Below are 24,295 nucleotides of genomic sequence, written 5' to 3'. Positions count from 1 at the left end.
TATGTATTATAACATATATTATTTGTCTTTTTTTGTTTTTGCAAGATGCTGTAAATAATCAAAATAGTTTTGTAAAATTAATTGAGCTGCTAATTTATCTTTATTCATTTTTCGTTTTTTCCGTGAAACATTAGCCATTATCATTATTTGATTAGCCGATCGTGATGTTAATCTTTCATCTCATAAAATAATTTTGCAATTAGTTTTTGTTTTTAGTTGCAAAACAAAATCTTCAACCATTATTGTTGTTCTACTTTTATTTCCATTCATATTTAAGGGATGACCAACAATAATTATATCAGGATTTTCTTGTTTAATAAATTGTAATACTAAATTAATAGCTTGAGAAAAATTATATTCAGGAAAATTAATTGTTGTTTTTGATAAACTAATAATTCCTTGACCAATAGCTAAACCAATTGTTTTGCTACCTACATCTAAGCCTAAATATTTCATAACGCATCTTCTTGTTTTAATTGTTGTAATAATTCTTGCATTTTTATTTTATTATTAAATCCACCTAAAGCTAATTGCATATTTCCGCCACCAGAACCTTGACATTGTTTTGTTAAAGATTTAACAATTGTAATGGCACTTAATCCTTCTTTAATTAAAGATTCACTAACAACTATTAATAACGAATTTTTTGTATTAATATTTTTATTAGTAAAAATAATTACTAATTTATTATCTAATAACCGATATTTATCCGCTAATAACTTTAAGGTAGCAATCGCAAGATCATTAAATTGATAAATTAAAATATTATATGTTGGCAATGAAATAATTTCCAGATTTTGATATTGATTAATTTGTTCTTTAATTAGTTTTTGTTCAGCTTTTTTTTCTCATTTTTTAAAAGCAATTTGAAGTTCATAATATAATGTACGCAATTGTTTTCATATATCATTACTAATATTATTCATACTAGTAACGGTATTAAATAGTTGTTCAAGATAACTATCTGTTAATAAATTTTTATTATATTTTGCGAATTTTTCAGCACTTTTTGTTTTTAAATCTTTAATTTGTTCATCATAATAATTATTAATTGTTTGTTTTGATGTTAAAGCTTGAAAACGATAAATACCAGTTCCTTTGGATTCAATACTAGTAATTAATAATTGTTCAATATCACCTGTATATTTAACATGCGTTCCCCCACATAATTCAATAGAATAATTACCAAACTTAACAACACGAACTTCTTTGTCATATTTCTCGTTAAAAAAAGCCATAGCTTTCATTTTAATTGCTTCATCATAACTAGTAATATAAATTTCACAACTATCATTTTGCGCAATTCATTTAGTAACTAAATCATTAATAGCTTGTAAATTTTGGGTTGTAATTTCTTTATTGTAAGCAATATCTAGTCGTAAATATTGATAGTTATTAAGTGAACCAATTTGCATGGCATCAGCACCTAAAATTTCTCTAATCGCTGAATGCAATAAATGAGTTCCCGAGTGATTTTTCATTCCATAATTACGATGATGATGATTAATAACAGCACAAACAATATCATTAGTTTTTAAAGTACCATTAACTTTGATCCGATGAATATGTTGCTTATTGGGTGCTAATTTGACATCAATAACTTCACCAAGCATTGCGGCATTACTAATTATTCCTGTATCGTTAGCTTGACCACCTTTTTCAGCATAAAATGGTGTGGCATCAAGTATCACATCAACAATATCATCTTTAACTGATGTTAACATTTCTTCACCATAAAATAAAGCTACGACTTTAGCTTGCGGATTTTCTTCTACTTTGTAACCAATAAAAATGCTAGGAGTTTTTAAATCTAATAATAATTTATTTTGCATATCCATCGCTTCAATTTGTTGATTACTTCGTGCATTACGCGCATCTTTTCTTTGTTCTTCTAATAATTCATTATATCTTACTAAATCAATAGTAATTTTTTTTTCACTTGCTAACTCAATAGTTAAATCAATCGGAAAACCATAAGTATCATATAGTTTAAAAGCATTTTCAGCCGTAATTGTTTTTTCTTCAATTAGCATTTCATTAAAATGATTAAGACCTTGTTTTAGATTATTAAAAAACTTTTCTTCTTCCTTTTTAACAGTACTAGTAATAATCTCTTGTTTTGCTTCTAAATGAGGATAATAATCTTTCATCAAGTTAACAACAATAATAACTAATTTATATAAAAATGGTTCATTAATATTCAATTTATGACCATAAACCATTGCTCGACGAATTAAACGGCGAATAACATAACCGCGATCTTTATTACTAGGAAAAACACCATCACCAATAGCAAAAGAAATCGCTCTAATATGGTCACTAATAACTTTAAACGCAACATTAATTTTTGTTTGTTCATTAGGTTTTTCAAAAATATTATTTGGAACATAAGAAACTTTAACTAATTTAGTAATGCCTTCAATTATCGGTAAAAATAAATCAGTTTCAAAATTAGTAGGTACTTCTTGAATTATACAAGCCAATCGTTCTAAACCTGCTCCTGTATCAATATTTTTACGAGGTAAATCGTGATAATTACCTTGCCCATCATTATTACTGTCTGAAAAAACAATATTTCAAATTTCTAAATAACGATCATTTTCAATATCATCTTGCAATAACTTCAAACCATAGTTTTCTTTATCTCAAGCAGTTCCCCAATCATAAAAAATTTCCGTATTTGGACCACAAGGACCCTGACCCATATCTCAAAAGTTGGTATCACGACTCCCTAAAATAATCCGATTTGAATCTAAACCAATAACTTCTTTTCAAATTTTAATGGTATCAGTATCATCTATAAAAACAGTAACAATCAGTTTATTAGCATCAATACCTAATCATTGTTTACTAGTTAAAAATTCTCAAGCAAAAACAATAGCCTCTTTTTTAAAATAATCACCAATTGAAAAATTACCTAGCATTTCAAATAAAGTATGATGTCTTGCTGTGTAACCAACATTTTCAATATCATTAGTTCGCAAGGCCTTTTGTGAGTTTACTAATCGTTGATGAGGTGGAGCTTTTCTGCCATCAAAATACGGTTTTAAAGCCGCAACACCAGAATTAATTCATAATAATGAATTGTCATTAACAGGGATTAATGATGCACTAGGTAAAGCATAATGACCCTTTTTAATAAAGAAATCAATAAATTTCTGTCTAATCTCACTAGTTGTTAAGTATTTCATTAATTTATACCCCTTTAATTTAAAATTTATAAAAGCAATTTCTTATTATAAATATCGTTAGCAACTGCTTTAATTGTTGCTATTGTTGGTACCGCAATAATTATTCCTCAAATACCAATAATTGCCCCAAAAATAGAAATTCCCATTAATATTGTCACCGGATGTAATTTGGTTACTCGTCCAAAAACTTTTGGATAAACAAAAGCATTTTCAATTAATTGAACAATAAATGCGCCAACTACAGCAACAATCATTGGTACCCAACTAACTAATTCATTTGTTCCTGATGGCGCTACTAAAGCATCTAACACTCCCGCTAAAGCAATGGGAACCATTCCAATAAATGGTCCCACATAAGGGACAATATTAGCAAAAGTCATAAATAAACCTAATACCGCAAAAGAACTTTTATATGTGGGACCACCCGCCACATAACCAGCAATAACTATCATAATAGTTGTAAAAGTAAACATATAACTCATATCAATTAATATTTCGCGACCATAACCAAATAAAGATTTTTGCAAAGCATTAGCAATAATTTCTTTGCGTTTAATATTTTTTCCAGGAATTAATTGCATTTTTAAAAAATTAGTAAATGATTTATCGCCACCTAACAAAAACATTGTAATCATAATCGTAATAAATAAACCATAAAAAATACTAGCTATCGTTCAAAAATAGCGATTAAGAAAAATATTAGTTAAATTGGAGGCTGTTGTATAACCATAAATTGTATTAATAATATCAACTAAAAAAGTTGCTGAGAAAAACCATTGTGCTGTGGCACCAAAACTAAATAGTAACTGATACATTTTTCCTAATTTGTTAGCGTCAAAAGCAACACCAATTTTTGCATTATTAATTACAACTTCATTTACTAAATTTAAATCATTGTCATCTATAGTAATGTTATTTGCTATTAACCATGCTTTGATTTCAGTATATAAATTTTTAAAATATTCACCAACACTATCTAACGATGGTTGTTTTAAATAGCGCAAATAATCAACAACAAATTTATTGGTTGAATTCAAATAAATACCATAGTCATTGCGTAATTTTGTTAATAAAATTTCCCAAGCACCTTTATTATCAATAAGTGCTTTAGTTTTAATTTGACTCAATATGTCTTGTCAATTATCTTTTATTGGTGTTCAATCAACATTAGTTTGTAATCGTCATTGTTCAGTTTCTGTATCATAAGCAAAACCAAAGATATGTGATAAAAGTGATTTATTTTGATTAACTCCTGTACATTTTCAATTGTCTAATCTTTCTTTAATAACTGAACTATCACCTAAGAACTGACTAATAAAACTTACAAATTGGTCAATAAATAATCAAAGCAAAAAAACAATAATAAAAATACTAATAATTAGAGAAATAAAAAAAGTTAAATATTTTGCCACAGTTTTATTAAACTTTAATTTAATCAAACGATAAATTAACGGATTGAGACCTCAAATCACAGCTAATGCTAATCCTAAGGGGATAAAGGCTAAAATAATATTAAGAATAATTTGATCAGCACCTGTAAGTTTTAATAATAAAAGAACTACTAAACAAATTAAAATTATAAATAATCATCTTGTTCATTTGTGGTCAAAACTAATAGTAAATTTGGAAGAATTACCTTTACTGTTACCATTATTCGTTTTTATTTCAATGTTTTTAGTATCTGTTCTTTCCATTTTACAAATCGTTCCTTAAAATATTTTAAAAAATAAATTTACAATTAAAATTATATCATAAGAAATTAAATTTATTAAGAATACCTAAATGGTGGTTGTGTAAAAAATTATTTGTTTTAATAATTAATATTTGATAATATAACTACATAAGATTACTTTAGATTTTTCTATTAAATTTACTAAAAAACAGAGAAAGGTTAATTTAGGATGCCAAAATTTTTGCAGTTTTTCTTCATACCTATTATTATTTCAATAAATTCAAATAACTTTTTTAATTTTGTCGAAAACTCTTGATAAAATAAAAAAATCATCAACTTGATAATTTTAAAAGGCTTTTATGTAAAATTACTATTTTTACTTTAATTTTTTATATATTAAAATATAATACCGCTGTTTGTTGGTTTGGAGTTAAACCCTTATATTGGTATTTTCATTTTCAGAGATTTAAATAATTTTGAATATTAGTAAAACCTAAACCATGATAATGAATTAAGGCTTCTTTAAGACTAGATTTTAATTTACTGATTTTATTTAAGTTACGATAACTAGCTTAAGGATTAATTGTTGTTTTAGTTACACATAAAGTAGAATTTGTTTTTGTGCTACTAAAAAATATAATTTTTGCATATCAGAAGTAATAATTGAATTTTGGTTAATTAATTCTTTGTTCATATTTTCAATAACTCATTGTTTTTGTAAACGTTTGGTGTTTGTGGATTTAACATAAATATTGTTATTATTATCAACTGCCATTTGAATACAGCATTTAGTATTATTTGCGAATGTGTCAAGGTAAATTCTTCGTGGATCAGTTTTATGTTTGAAATTTCTTTTATGAATTTCTTTAATAAATGTTTCATCGATTTGGATTTTACCAGATAATTTTTTAAATTTTAATTGGGTATTTTCTAATTGTTTTAATCTCATTAATTTTTGACGATTATATCAAGCAGTTTTTAATGTAGTTTTAATAAAACGAGAAATTGTTTTACTAGATTGCCCCAGCAATGAAATTTGAATCAATAAATTTCATTGTTCATAATTTAAATGACTTCAATAAATAAAATGATTACGAGAAGCATCAAAACTTGCACGGCAATTTTTACATAAATATTTTTGTTTTCCTTCTGAATTATGTCCATTTTTAACACAATGGTAAGATTCACATTTAGGGCATTTAATACCTTGTGCTCTAAATTTTTGATCAATTTCATTTAAACGTTTTTGTTTTTTTATTAATTCTGCTTGTTGTTTGACTTTTTCATAAAATTCTAAAAATTGATCATCTGTTAAAGTATTTACTAGTTCTTGAATTATTTTTTCCATAATTATTATCCACCTCTATCATATTAAAAATATACCTAAAATTAGGTATATTCAATAAATATCAAGAGTTTTCGACAAAATTAAAAAATAACTTCAATAAATTAATAAATAAAAGTGTAGAAACCATATACATATGACAAGATTTTGATTTCTACAAACTTGTTTTTAATTAATAAATAAATACGAGCTCATTTATTTATTACAAGAAATATAAGGTTAAATTAATATTTATTATTTTTAGTTATGCCTTGTATTTTTTTGTGCCTTGATAGTATTAAACTAAGTTAAATATAACTTAGTTTAATATAACTAAATATATTTATACGGAAGGTGTGTATGTGAGAAATATTGAAAATATTTTTTTAAATACTAAAAAATATCTTTTAAAAGAAACACAAAATGCAATTCTTATTAAAGCACCAGAAATTCCGTGATTTAGTAATCCTGTTGGTATTTGATTTTCAAAACGATTTGTTTATAAAGGCAAATATGAAAATTCTATTTGTATTGGAATAATTAGAAATGGTGATTATCAGTTGGTTTCAGTTAATAAAAAAGAGCAGGATTCTAATTTGATTATAGGGCGAGAATTGTTAAATTTTTTTATTGCTGAAAAAGAGAACGATAAAAAGGATATAAGTTTTAATTATTTTAAAAATTAATTTTAAAGGTGTTTTAAGGTGCCTTAAGAATAAAGGTAAATAAAAAAAACATCTTGGTTGATGTTTATAGTGGCGAAGCGGTGCGGAAATCGTATGCTCCGCCCTCTGGTTATGGATGAGTTGAGGTTATTTAACTAAGTTATTGCAATTTTTTTTAATTTTGTCGAAAACTCTTGATAAAATAAAAAAAATCATCAACTTGATAATTTTAAAAGGCTTTTATGTAAAATTACTATTTTTACTTTAATTTTTTATACATTAAAATATAATACCGCTGTTTGTTGGTTTGGAGTTAAAACCTTATGTTGGTATTTTCATTTTCAGAGATTTAAATAATTTTGAATATTAGTAAAACCTAAACCATGATAATGAATTAAGGCTTCTTTAAGACTAGATTGTAATTTACTGATTTTATTTAAGTTACGATAACTAGCTTCAGGATTAATTGTTGTTTTAGTTACACATAAAGTAGAATTTGTTTGTTTTGCTACTAAAAAATATAATTTTTGCATATCAGAAGTAATAATTGAATTTTGGTTAATTAATTCTTTGTTCATATTTTCAATAACTTATTGTTTTTGTAAACGTTTGGTGTTTGTGGATTTAACATAAATATTGTTATTATTATCAACAGCCATTTAAATACAGCATTTAGTATTAGTTGCGAATGGGTCAAGGTGAATTCTTCGTGGATCAGTTTTATGTTTGAAATTTCCTTTATGAATTTATTTAATAAATGTTTCATCGATTTGGATTTTACCAGATAATTTTTTAAATTTTAATTGGGTATTTTCTAATTGTTTTGATTTCATTAATTTTTGACGATTATATCAAGCAGTTTTTAATGTAGTTTTAATAAAACGAGAAATTGTTTTACTAGATTGCCCCGGCAATGAAATTTGAATCAATAAATTTCATTGTTCATAATTTAAATGACTTCAATAAATAAAATGATTACGAAAAGCGTCAAAACTTGCACGGCAATTTTTACATAAATATTTTTGTTTTCCTTCTGAATTATGTCCATTTTTAACGCAATGGTAAGATTCACATTTAGGGCATTTTAATACCTTGTGCTCTAAATTTTTGATCAATTTCATTTAAACGTTTTTTTTTATTAATTCTGCTTGTTGTTTGACTTTTTCATAAAATTCTAAAAATTGATCATCTGTTAAAGTATTTACTAGTTCTTGAATTATTTTTTCCATAATTATTATCCACCTCTATCATATTAAAAATATACCTAAAATTAAGTATATTCAATAAATATCAAGAGTTTTCTACAAAATTAAAAATTTTTAATTGTGAAATATTTAAATCCTGATTTAAATAATTTAATTCATTTAAAATTAAATTATCAGAATTATTAATAATTTCTTTTAAATTTGAGTGTAAATAATAGTTACTATACTCATAAACATTATTATCACCAGAACCAAAATAAACTTTATTATTTAATACTTTTCCAGAAGATCAAACTTCGCCATTTGTTTGAATAACACTTTTTTGTTGTCCTGTTGTAGGATTACACTCATATACATTATGATCTGCTGAACCAAAATAAACTTTATTATTTAAAGTAACTCCACTATTGTAAATAGTACTATTTGTATTAATTATTATTTTTTTAATTCCAAAAATATTATTTTCATTATTTTGTCTTTTACTTCTACTTAAATTTTTTAAATTATTTTTTTGTGAATAATTAATTTCATTTTTTTCTGAAGCTGATGCGTTTCCGGCAATGCCCAACATTCCGCTTCCCGCTATTGTTATTGTTCCCAAGATTAATAATAATTTTTTCATATTAATTAAATCCCTTTCGTGAATTTTTACTAATTAATAAAATTTATAACACCTTTTCCTTTCTTCAAAAATTAATCTACAGTCTCTTTGCCTTGGAGTCTAATTATAAATCATTTTAAAAAATTTCTTGCATTATTTTAAATTTATCATCACTTTTTTAAAAACCCTCTTGTGTTTGCCATAAGTCTGTGGTATATTATATGCATCTAAATCAACGGCTACGACAGGAATAAACTAATTTTCTTGGGTTTGATTAATTGTTAGTTTATTATGTTCTCATTTCACAAGATTATTATTCAATTTACCCTTAGTTAATGCCTTATCAATTTGCTTTTGTTTTGCGATAACTTGACTATATAAGTTTTTTTTTAAGCGATATTGTGTTAATAATTGTGCTTTTCTTTCAGCAGAAATTGCTCATAATAACGACTGTAATGCTCCATATTCATTAAAAGCAGTAGTCAAATTGTCTTTACTATTATGATTACAAGATACTAAAAAGTTAGCACTTATTGTTAATGGGGCAATTGTTAATAACATATTTTTTAATACTCCTATATCTAGTTTATAAATTTAATCATTGCATTTTTATTTTCAATAAATAATATCCTCCTTCTATTTTATTAAAAATAAAAATGCTTATATTTTTATATAAGCATTTTAGCATCAAATTAGTAATAAATTTTTTTTTAATTTTGTAGAAAACTCTTGATATTTATTGAATATACTTAATTTTAGGTATATTTTTAATATGATAGAGGAAGATAATAATTATGGAAAAAATAATTCAATAACTAGTAAATACTTTAACAGATGATCAATTTTTAGAATTTTATGAAAAAGTCAAACAACAAGCAGAATTAATAAAAAAACAAAAACGTTTAAATGAAATTGATCAAAAATTTAGAGCACAAGGTATTAAATGCCCTAAATGTGAATCTTACCATTGCGTTAAAAATGGACATAATTCAGAAGGAAAACAAAAATATTTATGTAAAAATTGCCGTGCAAGTTTTGACGCTTTTCGTAATCATTTTATTTATTGAAGTCATTTTTTTATTTTATCAAGAGTTTTATACAAAATTAAAAAAATTTTTCGATTTAACGAATAAAATTTCTAAATTAATTATCTTTTAAATAAGCAATTAACTCCTTTGTTGTTGTTTTATTTTTAATAATAGCATTTAATTCATCAAATGAAACTGCTTTCATTTTTATTATTGTTTCAAACTGTTGATATAACTTTTTAATAGTTAACTCACCTAATCCTTTAACTTTTTTTAACGAATTAACAAATAAAGAATTAGTTCGTTGTTGACGATGAAATGAAATTGTATAATTATGGATCTCTTCTTGAACTTTAGTTAATCAATGAAATAAAGCACTCTTTTTAGCAATATCCAACCGATAACCTTTATTATCTAATAAATAATCAGTTTTGTGATGACTATTCTTAACAAGACCGACAACTGGTAAACTAATATTTAAATTTTCTAATTGCAACTGCACACTATCAATTTGTAATTTACCACCATCAACAATAATTAATTCCGGCATTGGTTCTTTATTCATTAATTTTTTTCAATAACGACGATAAACTAAATTTTGTAAATAATGATAATCCCCTTGTTGTTCAATTTGAATTTTATAACGACGAGATAGTTTTTTAATTGCTTGACCATTTTGATAAAAAATAACCCCACCAATAACATTATCATGTCCTAAATTGGCAATATCCATAATTTCAATATATTGTGGTGTCGCGATTTTTAAAAGCTTTCCTAATTGTTCAACAATCTCATAATAACGATAATTAATTTGATAAGAATCAACAAGTTGTTGCTTTAATAATTCTTGAGCATTCTTAGTAGCTAAAGAAATAATTTCTTGCATTTTTTTAGTAAACTTATTAATAATTTTAATATTTAATGCTTCTGCCAAATCATCTAAAACAATATTTGCAACATATAATTCTTGGGGAACAGTATTATTAGTATATAACTGTTGTAAATAATTTCTCATTGCATCAGTTAAATTATCATTAAATAAAGTAAAAATTTGTTCATCTTTAGAAAGCAATTGTCCATTACGATAAAATAATGCTGTTATTGACAATTTATGATCTTTAATAGCATAACCAATAAAATCACGATTACGAAAATCACGAAATTGAACAAACTGATGAGAAATAAATAATTGTAACTTATCTAAAACATTTTTTAATCTTTGCGCTTCTTCATATTGTAAATTAATCGCTGCTTGTTGCATTCGCTCAGTAATCTTATTTTTAATATCTTGATTTTTTTCAAGGAAAAAATCATTAATTTTCTTTTTCATCAAGGCATAATATTCCTCAGGAACCTTTTTAAAACAAGCACCTGAACATAATTGCAGATGATAATATAAGCACGGCGTTCCTAAACTTCCTTTACATCTTCGCAAAGGAAATAATTGTTGCAATATCTTTAAAACTTCTCTAGCCCCCGTGCCATCAGGAAAAGGACCATAATACTTACCATTATCTTTTTGAACTTTACGAACAAAACGATATTCAGGATTATTTTCATCAGTAATTTTAATATAAGGATAGGTTTTATCATCATTTAATAAAATATTATATCGGGGACGCTTATCTTTAATTAAATTATGTTCTAACAATAATGCTTCTTTTTCATTAATTGTTAAAATATAATCCACATCAGCAATTTCACGAACTAATTTAGTAGTTTTAAAATTATGTACTTTATTAAAATAATTATTTACCCGCTGTTGAATATTTTTTGCTTTACCAACATAAATTAATTGTCGCGCTTCATTATAAAACTGATAACATCCCGAACTTTGTGGTAAATTTTTAATTTTTTCTTGTAAAACAAGGGGCTTAACTCACACCATTATCAAAATTCCTACTCTTTATTCATAATCAAAACTTCACGAGGCTTGGACCCATTTTGCGGTCCAACAATACCATTAGTTTCTAAACTATCGATTAATCTTGCTGCCCAATTATAACTAACACCAAATCTTCGTTGAATTAATGAAGCTGATGCCTTTTTATTGGCAATAACAAAATCACAAATCTCATCATACAATTCATCATCTTCACCTGTAATAATATGACTAGTATTCATCCTTTGTGTGGATTCATGGAATTGTTCATTAAACTGCGGTTTTTGTTGCTGAGAAATAAATTTAATTAACGCACTAATGTCTTCGTCATTAATGTATAATCCTTGAGCTCTAGTTGGTGTTATTTGACCATAAGGAGCAAATAACATGCCACCACTACCAATTAACTTCTCAGCTGCTATACTATCTAAAATTGTTCTAGATTCAATTGAAGAACTAACAGCAAAAGCAATTCTTGATGGAATATTATTTTTTATAACGCCAGTAATAATATCTGTTGATGGTCTTTGGGTTGCAATAATTAAATGAATTCCTGAAGCTCGTGCCATTTGCGTTATTCGCATAATACTTTCTTCAACTTCTTTTCCAGCAACAACCATTAAATCAGCAAACTCATCAATAATTATCACAATATATGGTAACATTTCTTCAATTGCCACTTTTTGATTATAACTAGCAATATTTCGCGCGCCAATATTAGAAAAAATAATATATCTTCGTTCCATTTCACTAATAATTTGTTTTAAAGCACGATTGACTTTTCTTAAATCAGTAATTACTGGTACTAATAAATGTGGCAAATTATTATATACCGATAATTCAACGCGTTTTGGATCAATTAATAAAAATTTTACTTCATGCGGTTTAACCCGAGGAATTAAAGAAGCAATAATACTATTAATACAAATTGATTTTCCACTACCAGTAGCGCCCGCAATTAGTAAATGTGGCATCTTATCTAATTCCACAAATAAGATTTTTCCCATTACATTTTTACCAATGGCCATTAATAATTTACTATCTTTCTTATTAAGGGGAACATTTTCCACCACTTCACGAATCGTAACTAATGCTGGTGAAATATTTGGAATTTCAATTCCCGCTGCTGACTTACCATGAATTGGTTCTTCTAAACGAATATCTTTTGACGCTAAAGCTAACTTAATATCATTTTCTAACGAAGTAATCTTACTTACCTTAATGCCCATTCCTAGTTCAATTTCAAACTTAGTTACTGCTGGCCCAATATTAATATTAGTAACTCGCGCTTCAATATTAAAATGTTTAAAAAGACGATGAATTTTTTCAACATTATTTTTTGCGGTTTTAATATTTAAATCACGATTAACACTAATTATTGTTTTTGTTAAAAGACTAAATGGTGGCAATTGATAATTAGGATTAATTATTGAAGGAAAATAATTACTTGGTATTATTGAAGAAGAAACTTTATTATCCAAAGGATTAATCTCTTCAATAAATTCTGGGGACAAATTGTCACTAATAACAACTGCTTGTTTTGTTTGATTATCGGATTGATCAATAACTGAAAATACCTCATCTAATGCTGATGAGCTAGTTGGATAAGATCTTATCCGTTCTTTTTGAATTGGTGGTTGTTCTTTATTAAAAGGTGTTAAATAACTATTAGCGGCGAAATCTTTGCGCACCACATCTAATTCCATTAATGATGTTTGATCATAACCAAAATCATCACGAGAAAATGCTTGTTGATGATACTCTTGTTCTTTAATTACCTTCTCATTAAGATTAATTTTTGGTGTTAACTTCGAATCTCAATTATCAATAAGGTGATAATTTTTATTACTATAAATATCATCAAATAATAAATCTTCATTCATTAATGAATGATGTAAATTAACGGATTGTAATTTAATCGTAATATCAGAATTTTTTGTTGTATGTAAAAATTGCCAATCATTACCATTAATATTTTTAACATTCTTTTTAGCCATAAAAATAACAACATGTAAACTATTATGTTCCTTATTAACTTTTAATTGATAAAGATATCAATGATTTCCTGTTAAAATTCATGAAATAATCGTTGTTAAAAAAACTAAACTACATATTAAAGAAACAATTGTTGTTAAATAACCAAATACTGCTGAAAACAACATTCCAATAAATCCGCCACCAGCAAAAGGAATAAAATATGAACCATTAATATGAAAAAATTTCTTAATATCTAATCGTTGCATAAAAAGAGAATTTTGTAGTCAATTATCCGTATAAGAACTAATAACTTGCGAAAACCAATTTTGTTCTGCATTAATAGAAGAACGATGATAACTAATCAATAATACAATATCATTCACAAATCAACAAATAACTAAAACAAGTAATATTATCATTACTTGAACTCGTTTCTTAATTTTAATTTGAATACCACTAAAAATTCCAAAACTCACTACTAAAATAACAAAATAGATAATATATTTAAATCACCCAAACAGAAAATTGAAAAGAACATCATCTAAAAATTGACCAATAACCGTTAAACGAGCAAGCGCCAAAATACTAGCAAAAATAATGAACAAAGCTCATATTTTCCCACCAATTTTATCACTACGCCGAATTTTCTTCTTTAACTGAATAATTTTGGATTTCGCGCTTGTTGTTCTTGTTCATATTTTTTAGTATTGCGGGGATTATTTTCAAACTCGAGAAAATCAATACTTATTTTATCGCTATTCATCCTTTTATCTCCTCATATTTTTTAAGTAATAGTTAATTTATCTCATTAATTATTGCTAAAACCATTGGATTTTTACCCGTTTCTTGACGACATAACTCTTGCAACTCACTACGAATTTGATTTTTAACTGTTGTACCATCAAACTCTGATTTTTTTTGATGTTCTTCAACAATGGTACGAACTTTCGCTTGCATTTTATTAGTTAATTCCTCATCATCTTGAATAAAAACAACCCCACGCATTTGCACATCAACTAAAGAAACAATCTCTTTACTACGACGATTTAATGTAATTCCACTAATTAAAACTCCATCACGAGCTAATTGCTTTCTTTCATTTAAAACAACAGCACCAATATCGCCAACCCCAAGACCATCAACATAAATATTATTACATTTTAAAGAAACTGGTGATGGTCCTAATTTACCATTAATAAACTCTAAAATTTGACCACTATCCTTAATTAAAATATTATTAATTAGAATTCCTGCTTCTTTAGCACTATTTTGCGCACTAACAAAATTTTTATGTAATCCTTTAATTGGCATAAAAAATTTTGGTTTCATAATTCCAATCATCATCTTAATATCTTCATATGAAGCATTCATATCTCACACTTTTTTATCGGATAACGCCATAAAACGAGCATCAGTTCTTGCTAATTCATCCAATATTCTCGCATGTTTTAATTCATAACCAGGAATCGGTGGCGTTGCTAAAATCACAGTATCCGACTTTTCTATTTCTAAATGCTCATCATCGCCACTAATAATTTTATATAATCTTGTATAAAGTCGCTCGCCACTACCTGTAACAAAAATTACTGAATTGTCATTAATAGCATCACTAGTTAAATTTCTAAACTTAATTTTATTAAATTGCAAATAAGTTCCTGACTTAAATTCTTCTAAAATTGATTTTAATGTGCCGCCCATAACGATGACGTCACGATTAGTTTCACTAACCAACTCCAAAATTTCACTTATTTTATATAAATCCTTTTCATGACAAGCAATAATAATTTTAGACTTTGCTGCTTTAAAAGTTGATTCCACTAATTTCTTACATTTATGATTAGGAGCCGTATAATCATTACGACTAGCGTAACCAGAATCACTCATCAATAATAAAATTTTATTATTAGCAATTTTTGCTAAATGTGCCATATCCGTAGCAAAATTACTGCGTTCTTCACTATCAAAAATATAATCACCCGTATAAACAATAGTTCCATCAACAGTCTTTAAAGCAAAACCAAAACTTCCTGGAATACAAGTTGTCGTATTAAAAACTTCAATTTCATTATCACCAAAAGACAACATATCCTTTTCTTTAATTTCAATTAATTCATTTTCACTATGTCATACCTTAAACTTGTACAGTTTTTGTTTAATTAAAAAGATTGTTAATTTACTAGCATAAATAGGAATTTTAATATCCTTTAAAAGATATGTTATTGCTCCAAAACATTCGTCTGATGGTTTAGAAATAAATAATCCTTTAATCCGATTAACATTTTCTTTTAAATAAGAAAAATCGGGAATAACAGTATCAATTCCTAATGCTTCTCGTTCAGGGATTTTACTACCAGCATCAAAAATAAATATATCACGGTTAACTTCCGCCACATACATATTTTTTCCGCGTTCATCAAGCCCCCCTAATGCAAAAACTTTTATTGTTGCCATAACTATTTTTTCTCCTCTAATTTAATATAATTTTATTTTAAAATATTGCTTTTATTATTATAACACATTGATTATCCAGCTAAGCAGAGAATAATTTCTTATCTTATTTGTTTCCTCAATAATTAAAATTCATTCTGATTTTTATCTTTTAATTATATATATATGGATAGGTTACAATAAGTTGGACCATATTTATTTAGACTTTAAAATAAAATAAAATTATTAAGAAAGTAGGAAGATAAAAATGGGGAAAAACTCATATTCAAATGAATTTAAAAAACAAATTGTCATGCTTTATCAAAAAGGAAAAAGCATTGTTGAAATTATTAAAGAATACGGGGTTTCAAAATCAGCCGTATATCAGTGAATTGAAAATTTTAATAATTTTGGGTCATTTAAAGTGCAAGATAATCGCACTGTCGAAGAAAATGAATTAATTTACTTGCGAAAAGAAAACCAACAATTACGAATGGAAAATGATATTTTAAAGCAAGCAGCACTGATAATTGGCAAAAAATAGGAATTATTAACAATAATAAAGAAAGATACTCCTTGCTAAAAATGTGTCAAATATTAAAAATAGCAAAATCAACATATTATTATCAAACTAATAATTGTGTTAAGTATGATGTTAATAATTATGAAGAAGAAGTTATCAGTGCATTTAATAAAAGTCGTAAAATTTATGGTGCTCGTAAAATTAAAGCTGTTTTAATGAGAAAAGATATTATCTTATCACGTCGAAAAATCAGATTCCTTATGATCAAAAATAATTTGGTTTTCAAATACACCAAATTAAAATATCGTAATCATAAAACAATGGTTAATAATGACCAAATTAGTAATGTTTTAAATCGTCAATTTAATAACAAAAAACCTAATGAAGTTGTTGTTAATGATTTAACATATGTGCAAGTTGGAGGAAAATGACATTATATTTGTTTATTAATTGACTTGTTTAATTGAGAAATAATTGGCTATAGTGCCAAACCAAACAAAACCGCTGAACTAGTTCAACAAGCTTTTCATAAAAAAACACGACCATTAAATAAAATAACTTTATTTCATACTGATCGTGGTAATGAGTTCAAAAATAAAATCATTGATGAAATTTTAATAACCTTTAATATTAAAAGATCATTGAGTGCGAAGGGTTGTCCTTATGACAATGCTGTGGCTGAAAAAACTTACAAAACTTTTAAAACGGAATTTATCAAGGGTAAAAAATTTGAAAATTTAACACAATTAAAATGCGAATTATTTGATTTTGTTAATTGATACAATAATCGTAGAGCACATGGCAGTTTAAATTATTTAACGCCTGTTGAATTTAGAAAATGACAGTCTACATAAAAAGTGTCCAAAAAAGGGTTGCCATACCAAAACTCAAACTAATGATCAAATTCCAACTTTAACAGAAAAAGGAATCAATATATATACTAACCCTAAAAATAATAATAACGGTCACGAAATTTTTAAACCATACATCACACCAGCATTCTCGTCTTTACTAATTGCAATCGCAACTGCAAAAACCATAATTCAAATAGCGCCAATCATCATTAATATTTTAAGAATTATTAGTCCTGTTGGATTTATTTTTGCCATATATAATACATCCCCTTTAACTAAGATATATTATACTATTTTCAAATATTCTAATGCAAGACTATTTTATAATTCCGTAATTTCATCACCAAATTCAGAACCATTACCAGTCACATTAGGAGTAATTTGTTCCAGAGAAACATAAATATTTTCTTCTCCATTACCATTAGAAAAGTTATTTGTCCCATTATCACTTGTTGATTGTCCAAGTTCTGATGCATTACCAGCTTCATTATCATTTTCTAATTCATTATCTTTCATAAATAATCCTGATCAAGGCAAAGCAAGAATTAATAGTAAAAAGAAAATTTGTAAAATTACTGCTACTTTATTTTCAGAGGTTACCAATAAAGCAAAGTAAGAATAAACATTATATCCCAATATTAAAGTAATACATAATATGGAAATAATCGCTGCCGGAATAAAATATCAAGCATTAAGCGTTTTAATTTTTTTACGATAACGATTTAATAAACCATAAAAGATAATTACACCATATAACATAAATGCCATCACAACACCAGCATTACTAATAAAATCAAAGAAATTATAATTATCATCAGTAACTATCGTTGGTAGTGCCATAATTACAATTCAAACTGCAAATAATACTCCTATCACCATTAATGTTGCTGTTTTAATACCAAAACGATTAATAACTTTTTGTCATATTTTATCGTTACCAACAACAAAACCATCATCTAATGATGACCTTGTTAACTTTGTCATTGAAAAACAATAACCATTTAAAGTGCCTAGAGCACTGATAAGAATAAAAATAAAAATTAATCGCGTACAAACAGCATTAACTGTTGGATTATTAAATATTTTCCCCGCAGCAATAGCAACGCTACCACTAGGGTCTAAATTTAATGTTGAAATTGAAGTTAAGACATAAATAAAGGTAATTCCTGTTAAACCAAAAACTAAGGCTAAAGGAATATTTTTACTAGAATTCCGAACATCTTTTTGAATATAAGTTGTTGATAAAAAACCATCAAAGGCAAAAAGAATTCCTGGTAACGCCATTAATAGCATTTCAAAATGACCTTTATTTTTAACAATTTCATATTTTTTTGGATCACCTAATCCAGTTTCTAAAAAAGCACCTGCTCCTGCATTAACAACAATTAATCCAACAACACCAATAAAAATTAATGGTATTAATTTTAAAACAACGGTAATCATTTGTACTCATTTACTAATTGATTCATTATAAATGCAACAAACAATAACAAACAAAGTATATAAAACTGCAAAAATACTTAATAATAATTCATACACATTAGAACCACCTAAGACATTTGCTAAACGCATTTCCGCATCTTGACCGCCACCAATTGCTCAAACAGAAGCCTTACTAGTATAATAAGCTACTGTAAAAGCAGTTAATGGCAAATAAATATTATTCATTGCGTTACGAACAACACGACCAAATTTACTACCAGCAAACATTTTTGCATATAAAGCAATTCCCGAATTACTATCTTGTTTTGCCGATGAAATTTCCATAAATGATAAACCAAAAGAAATTGCTACAACACCACCAATAATTCAAGCAATGATTCCTAAAATTCCATTACCATTAACAAAGCCATAAACACCTTCATTTTTAAAGAAAATCCCAGTTCCAATTACTGTCCCCACAACCATACAGAGGCACATAAATAAACCATATTTTCTTGCGACATTTTGACTCATATATTTTTTCCCTTCTAAATTATTAATTTTATTTAATTTTTTTATTTTCATATTATTATTTATATTTATTATAACAATAATAAATATAAATATTAAAACAATTTTATTTTAATTTTGTAGAAAACTCTTGATATTTATTGAATATACTTAATTTTAGGTATATTTTTAATATGATAGAGGTGGATAATAATTATGGGAAAAATAATTCAAGAACTAGTAAATACTTTAACAGATGATCAATTTTTAGAATTTTATGAAAAAGTCAAACAACAAGCAGAATTAATAAAAAAACAAAAACGTTTAAATGAAATTGATCAAAAATTTAGAGCACACGGTATTAAATGTCCTAAACGTGAATCTTACCATTGTGTTAAAAATGGACATAATTCAGAAGGAAAACAAAAATATTTATGTAAAAATTGCCGTGCAAGTTTTGACGCTTTTCGTAATCATTTTATTTATTGAAGTCATTTAAATTATGAACAATGAAATTTATTGATTCAAATTTCATTGCTGGGGCAATCTAGTAAAACAATTTCTCGTTTTATTAAAACTACATTAAAAACTTATTGATATAATCGTCAAAAATTAATGAAATCAAAACAATTAGAAAATACCCAATTAAAATTTAAAAAATTATCTGGTAAAATCCAAATCGATGAAACATTTATTAAAGAAATTCATAAAGGAAATTTCAAACATAAAACTGATCCACGAAGAATTCACCTTGACCCATTAGCAACTAATACTAAATGCTGTATTCAAATGGCAGTTGATAATAATAACAATATTTATGTTAAATCCACAAACACCAAACGTTTAAAAAAACAATGAGTTATTGAAAATATGAACAAAGAATTAATTAACCAAAATTCAATTATTACTTCTGATATGCAAAAATTATATTTTTTAGTAGCAAAAAAAAACAAATTCTACTTTATGTGTAACTAAAACAACAATTAATCCTGAAGCTAATTATCGTAACTTAAATAAAATCAGTAAATTACAATCTAGTCTTAAAGAAGCCTTAATTCATTATCATGGTTTAGGTTTTACTAATATTCAAAATTATTTAAATCTCTGAAAATGAAAATACCAACATAAGGGTTTAACTCCAAACCAACAAACAGCGGTATTATATTTTAATGTATAAAAAATTAAAATAAAGATAGTAATCTTACATAAAAGCCTTTTAAAATCATCAAGTTGATGATTTTTTTTATTTTATCAAGAGTTTTCGACAAAATTAAAACAATTTTACAATTATAAAATTGTTTTAAAAAATAAAACGGTAGTTACCGTTTTATTTACTAAATATGTATTTAATTAAGTTGTTCAAAATTAAATATTTTCATTCCTATTAATTTTTTCTCGTCACTATAAGAAAACTTTCAACTAAATTTAAATTCTTGCTTTTCTATCGTTATATTATAAAATACTAACCCTGCGCTCAAATCATAAACAATTTCTGCTTTTGTATCCTGAATATAACTTAATTTATTAACAAAATCAGCAATATAATCACCATCTTCTTCTCAAATACTTTTATTATCAATAATGTTTTGCAAAACATTATCTTGAAATCACTTATTACCAAGAATTTTAGTTAAATAATCTAAAATAGTTTCTTTTTCAATACTAGTTTTATCATTAACATTAGCACCCATTATCTTAATAAGTTTTTTAAGAAAACCCACTTTACTAATAGCAGTTTTGTCTTCTAATAAAGTTATAAAATCATCATACACTTTAGGTAATTTTAAAAGCAATTGATCAATTATTGCGATAAAATCATTATCAAGCTCATCACCATTCAAGTTTTGATAAAAATTATTGAACTCTTTTTCACCAACAACACCTTGTAAAGCCATAAATATAGAACTAAATGGTAAACTTGAATCAGATATTAATTTTATTAAAAAATCGACTTTTTTCTTATTAACTCCAAAAATATTTTTAAAAGTATTCTTGATATTTTGTAAAGTAAATGGTTGGTCTTTATTATCTAATAAACCTTGATATGGTTTTGCTTTTAAAGCATTAATTATTTCTTCATTAAAACCATTTTCTAATTTTTCAGCAAAATTAATCATAAAAGTTATTAACATTGGCACATAAGTAATTATTGTTTTTATTAAAACCGCAATATCTTTAATTTCTATTGATTTATTCTGAATTTTTAAAAATTTACTAAAAATATTATCTTCTATAATTTTATTATGTTTTATATCCGCAAAAATTTCACCAAATGTTTTTTTATCAGTAATGAATTTTTTATTAGTATCAATACCACTCTTAATAGCAACAACGATATCTTGATATTGTGTTGTTAGAATTGCTTTAATATCTGGAATATGAGTAGCAATTTGCTCACTATTTAATAAACCTAATAACTGTTCTAATAATTTTTCCATAAAATTCTTAATTTCAAAATCATTATTTTTAATAAACTCTTGTAAAACTGCTTTTATTTTTTTTAAAATATTAAAACCAGCAACTTCTAAAGTTTTAGGTACTTGATAGTTCGGTTTTGAAAAATTATGATGTTCTTTTGTTAATAATAAATTTTTAATTGTATCATCAACAAAGTATTCATTTAAATCTTTAAAATTATTTTGTAACGCCCTTTTTAAAATCTCATTTGGATTTCATTGTTTAGTTCGTGCCAAAATTAGCGACTTAGCAATTAATTTTGATTTATTAACATCTAAAGTACTAACATTAATCCCGTTTGTGGTAATGATATTATCATTAGCATTATTACTACAAGCTATTGTTGGTAATAATGGCCCACTAATAATTGTTATTGTCGCCACTAACTTTAATAACTTTTGCATATTCATTAATTTCATATATTTCACCTCATCGAAATGTAAATTTAGTCAATATTTTTTAATTTACATTTTTTTCAGTATAGCACATATTATTTTTATTTACTAATATTTAACTAATTTTTAAAAATAAATTTTTTAGGGATAATTGCCGATTTTCGCTTATGTTCAGTATTTTTGTGCATCATCTTAACTTTAGTAACAATATTATTATCTAACAATTTCTCTTGACCGTTTAAAAAGTTATCTAACTCAGCATAAGTTATCCCCATCTCTTTTTCATCAGTTTGTCCTGTTCATAAACCTGCTGATGGTGGCTGATTAATAATTTCTTGCGGAATATTTAATAACTTAGCGGTCGTATTTATTTGACTTTTTAATAAATGAATTAATGGTAAAATATCACAAGCACTATCACCATGTTTAGTAAAATAACCTGTATATCATTCATCAAAGTTACTAGTGCCTACAACTAAATATTCATTTGCTTGTGCTAAGGCATATAAAGAAGTCATTCGGAGACGGGGTTTACAATTAACTAATGCTTTTTGTTGTAATGATGATAAACCATCGTGTCAATTAAAGTTATTTTGTAATTCATTATAAGCTGACTCTAAATTAATAATTTGTAATTTTAAATCTAATGTCACTACTAATTTTTTTACTAAAATTTCGTCATTACTTGATGAATAGCAAGGCATAAAAACAGCTAAATGGTTATCTGGCATTGCTTTTTTAATCAAAGCAACAGTAACGGCTGAATCAATACCACCAGATACACCAACAATTAATCCTTTAGCATTAGCTAATTTTACTTGTTCTTGTAATCATTGAACTAAATAATCTAAATATTTTTGTAATTCCATTAATTAATATCCTTTCACTTAAAAATTTTCGTCAAGTCATTGCAACTCATAATCAAAAATTTTAATTGTATCCCCTTTTTGAATGCCTTTTTTAACGAGAATTTTAAAAACTCCTAAATCTCGTAACTTCTGATTAAATAATAATAAATTATCATGTGTTGTTAATGGAAATTTGTGATAAATGCGATGCACACTAGCACCAATTACTTTTCAATGACCATTTCCTAAATTTTCAACAATGACTTCTTCGTTTGTTGGTGTAAAACCATAGATTGTTGGTGCCATTTCTTGTTTTAATTCTGGTATTTTTTTAATAGTTTGCAATTGCCTATGAATAATATGAACTAATGATTCAATTCCTTCTCTAGTTCAAGCGGAAATTGAGTAAACTTTTTGTTTAATTTGCTTACTAAAAAGTTCTAAATTACGAGAAGCATCAATTTGATCCATTTTACTAGCAACAACTATTTGTTGCTTATTTTCTAATTGTAAATTATAATCTTTAAGTTCTTTTTGAATCACTGAATAATTATCATAAGCATTGGGTAAACTAATATCAATAAGATGAACTAATAACTGGCATCGTTCAATATGCTTTAAAAATTCATATCCTAAACCTTTTCCTAAACTAGCACCCGCAATTAATCCTGGTAAATCAGCAACTACAAAAGAAAAGTTTTGATGTTTAACTACACCTAATTGCGGGGTTAAAGTTGTAAAAGGAAAATCACCAATTTGTGGTTTAGCGTGAGAAATAGTTCCTAATAAAGTAGACTTCCCGGCATTAGGCATACCGACAATCCCGACATCTGCTAATAATTTTAATTCACAAGTAATTTCTTTTTCATCGCCTAAATCACCACGAGTAAATATTGTCGGAGCACGATTTCTGGAATTAGCAAACCGACTATTTCCTTTACCTCCACGACCGCCATTCGCAACAATAACTTCTTGTTTGTTAGTAACAACATCACCAATTTCTTCTTTATTTAAACCATCATAAATAATAGTACCTAAGGGAACACTAATATAAGTATTTTTAGTATTTTTACCATGCATATTTTTATGTTGCCCATTTTCACCATCAACACCTTTAATTTCTTTTTGATAGTTTAATTCTAATAATGTATTTATTCCTTCATCGCCAATAAAAATAATGTTACCGCCATTACCGCCATCACCACCAGCCGGACCACCTTTTGGAACATATAATTCACGACGAAAAGCAACAGCACCATCACCACCTTTGCCAGCTTTAACTTTAATTGTAATCTTATCAATAAATTTCATTCA

The 24,295-nt window shown here is 26.1% G+C and carries 21 protein-coding genes; 5 read left to right on the top strand and 16 right to left on the bottom strand.

What is annotated here, in order from left to right; genetic code table 4:
- Positions 1–18: 18 nt before the first annotated feature.
- The 4 genes from ruvX to I5Q57_RS06905 all read right to left on the bottom strand — a co-directional run bounded on the left by ruvX (position 19) and on the right by I5Q57_RS06905 (position 6,211).
- Positions 19–456, bottom strand: coding sequence for a Holliday junction resolvase RuvX (ruvX, locus tag I5Q57_RS06920; RefSeq protein WP_215825838.1), 438 nt, complete (start codon positions 454–456; stop codon positions 19–21).
- Entirely contained in the window at positions 444–3,191 is a 2,748-nt protein-coding gene (alaS, locus tag I5Q57_RS06915) for an alanine--tRNA ligase (protein WP_215825837.1), read from the bottom strand. Before alaS ends, ruvX begins: the two co-directional genes overlap by 13 nt.
- 26 nt (positions 3,192–3,217) lie before the next feature.
- A complete protein-coding gene (locus tag I5Q57_RS06910) occupies positions 3,218–4,885 on the bottom strand; it encodes an AI-2E family transporter (RefSeq protein WP_215825836.1) in 1,668 nt (555 codons plus the stop codon).
- A gap of 573 nt (positions 4,886–5,458) precedes the next feature.
- Complete coding sequence (locus I5Q57_RS06905) at positions 5,459–6,211, bottom strand: IS1/IS1595 family N-terminal zinc-binding domain-containing protein (protein ID WP_215825835.1); 753 nt, start codon at positions 6,209–6,211, stop codon at positions 5,459–5,461.
- 338 nt (positions 6,212–6,549) lie between these two features.
- On the opposite strand from I5Q57_RS06905, the gene I5Q57_RS06900 reads away from it, so the two are divergent.
- Positions 6,550–6,873, top strand: a complete 324-nt coding sequence (locus I5Q57_RS06900) for a hypothetical protein (protein WP_215825834.1) — start codon at positions 6,550–6,552, stop codon at positions 6,871–6,873.
- Between the two features lie 251 nt (positions 6,874–7,124).
- On the opposite strand, the gene I5Q57_RS06895 is transcribed toward I5Q57_RS06900, so the two are convergent.
- The 4 genes from I5Q57_RS06895 to I5Q57_RS06880 all read right to left on the bottom strand — a co-directional run bounded on the left by I5Q57_RS06895 (position 7,125) and on the right by I5Q57_RS06880 (position 9,219).
- Positions 7,125–7,430 carry a hypothetical protein gene (locus I5Q57_RS06895; protein ID WP_215825833.1) on the bottom strand — a complete coding sequence of 102 codons (306 nt, stop codon included), beginning with the start codon at positions 7,428–7,430 and terminating at the stop codon, positions 7,125–7,127.
- Between the two features lie 168 nt (positions 7,431–7,598).
- Positions 7,599–7,973 (bottom strand): IS1/IS1595 family N-terminal zinc-binding domain-containing protein, encoded by a 375-nt coding sequence (locus I5Q57_RS06890; RefSeq protein ID WP_215825832.1) that lies wholly within the window; start codon positions 7,971–7,973, stop codon positions 7,599–7,601.
- A complete protein-coding gene (locus I5Q57_RS06885; protein ID WP_215825831.1) occupies positions 7,927–8,679 on the bottom strand; it encodes a hypothetical protein in 753 nt (250 codons plus the stop codon). The genes I5Q57_RS06890 and I5Q57_RS06885 overlap by 47 nt, the downstream gene beginning before the upstream one ends.
- A gap of 234 nt (positions 8,680–8,913) precedes the next feature.
- Positions 8,914–9,219: a hypothetical protein gene (locus I5Q57_RS06880; protein ID WP_215825830.1), complete on the bottom strand. Its 306-nt coding sequence runs from the start codon at positions 9,217–9,219 to the stop codon at positions 8,914–8,916.
- A 211-nt stretch (positions 9,220–9,430) separates the two neighbouring features.
- On the opposite strand from I5Q57_RS06880, the gene I5Q57_RS09485 reads away from it, so the two are divergent.
- Both I5Q57_RS09485 and I5Q57_RS10125 read left to right on the top strand, forming a co-directional pair.
- The gene (locus I5Q57_RS09485; protein WP_246534689.1) at positions 9,431–9,586 is read left to right on the top strand and encodes a hypothetical protein; all 156 of its coding nucleotides are present in this window, start codon (positions 9,431–9,433) and stop codon (positions 9,584–9,586) included.
- On the top strand, positions 9,540–9,791 hold the full coding sequence (locus I5Q57_RS10125; protein ID WP_440137656.1) for an IS1/IS1595 family N-terminal zinc-binding domain-containing protein: 252 nt from the start codon (positions 9,540–9,542) through the stop codon (positions 9,789–9,791). Before I5Q57_RS09485 ends, I5Q57_RS10125 begins: the two co-directional genes overlap by 47 nt.
- A 10-nt stretch (positions 9,792–9,801) precedes the next feature.
- Here I5Q57_RS10125 and uvrC read toward each other — a convergent pair whose 3' ends face one another.
- The 3 genes from uvrC to I5Q57_RS06860 form a co-directional block, all read right to left on the bottom strand.
- Entirely contained in the window at positions 9,802–11,574 is a 1,773-nt protein-coding gene (uvrC, locus tag I5Q57_RS06870) for an excinuclease ABC subunit UvrC (protein WP_215825829.1), read from the bottom strand.
- A gap of 11 nt (positions 11,575–11,585) precedes the next feature.
- Entirely contained in the window at positions 11,586–14,150 is a 2,565-nt protein-coding gene (locus I5Q57_RS06865) for a DNA translocase FtsK (protein WP_246534687.1), read from the bottom strand.
- 190 nt (positions 14,151–14,340) lie between these two features.
- On the bottom strand, positions 14,341–15,996 hold the full coding sequence (locus I5Q57_RS06860) for a ribonuclease J (protein ID WP_215825828.1): 1,656 nt from the start codon (positions 15,994–15,996) through the stop codon (positions 14,341–14,343).
- Positions 15,997–16,240: 244 nt separating this feature from the next.
- Here I5Q57_RS06860 and I5Q57_RS06855 point away from each other — a divergent pair.
- A protein-coding gene (locus I5Q57_RS06855; RefSeq protein ID WP_215825827.1) for an IS3 family transposase occupies positions 16,241–17,349 on the top strand; the annotation gives its coding sequence in 2 pieces (ribosomal slippage) (positions 16,241–16,481 and positions 16,481–17,349; 1,110 coding nt in all).
- Here I5Q57_RS06855 and I5Q57_RS06850 read toward each other — a convergent pair.
- Both I5Q57_RS06850 and I5Q57_RS06845 read right to left on the bottom strand, forming a co-directional pair.
- Complete coding sequence (locus I5Q57_RS06850; protein ID WP_215825826.1) at positions 17,311–17,604, bottom strand: hypothetical protein; 294 nt, start codon at positions 17,602–17,604, stop codon at positions 17,311–17,313. The genes I5Q57_RS06855 and I5Q57_RS06850 overlap by 39 nt on opposite strands.
- A 66-nt stretch (positions 17,605–17,670) precedes the next feature.
- On the bottom strand, positions 17,671–19,305 hold the full coding sequence (locus tag I5Q57_RS06845) for an APC family permease (RefSeq protein WP_246534686.1): 1,635 nt from the start codon (positions 19,303–19,305) through the stop codon (positions 17,671–17,673).
- 192 nt (positions 19,306–19,497) lie between these two features.
- Between I5Q57_RS06845 and I5Q57_RS06840 the strand changes: the two genes are divergently transcribed.
- Positions 19,498–20,256 carry an IS1/IS1595 family N-terminal zinc-binding domain-containing protein gene (locus tag I5Q57_RS06840; RefSeq protein ID WP_215825825.1) on the top strand — a complete coding sequence of 253 codons (759 nt, stop codon included), beginning with the start codon at positions 19,498–19,500 and terminating at the stop codon, positions 20,254–20,256.
- Between the two features lie 371 nt (positions 20,257–20,627).
- On the opposite strand, the gene I5Q57_RS06835 is transcribed toward I5Q57_RS06840, so the two are convergent.
- The 3 genes from I5Q57_RS06835 to obgE form a co-directional block, all read right to left on the bottom strand.
- Positions 20,628–22,148: a hypothetical protein gene (locus I5Q57_RS06835; protein ID WP_215825824.1), complete on the bottom strand. Its 1,521-nt coding sequence runs from the start codon at positions 22,146–22,148 to the stop codon at positions 20,628–20,630.
- Positions 22,149–22,252: 104 nt separating this feature from the next.
- Complete coding sequence (nadE, locus tag I5Q57_RS06830; protein ID WP_246534685.1) at positions 22,253–23,002, bottom strand: NAD(+) synthase; 750 nt, start codon at positions 23,000–23,002, stop codon at positions 22,253–22,255.
- 18 nt (positions 23,003–23,020) lie between these two features.
- On the bottom strand, positions 23,021–24,292 hold the full coding sequence (gene obgE, locus I5Q57_RS06825; RefSeq protein WP_215825823.1) for a GTPase ObgE: 1,272 nt from the start codon (positions 24,290–24,292) through the stop codon (positions 23,021–23,023).
- Positions 24,293–24,295: the final 3 nt, after the last annotated feature.

This window comes from Spiroplasma endosymbiont of 'Nebria riversi', assembly GCF_018831625.1.
GTDB lineage: Bacteria > Bacillota_I > Bacilli_A > Mycoplasmatales > Nriv7 > Nriv7.
This window is presented reverse-complemented; position numbering and strand designations above follow the sequence as displayed.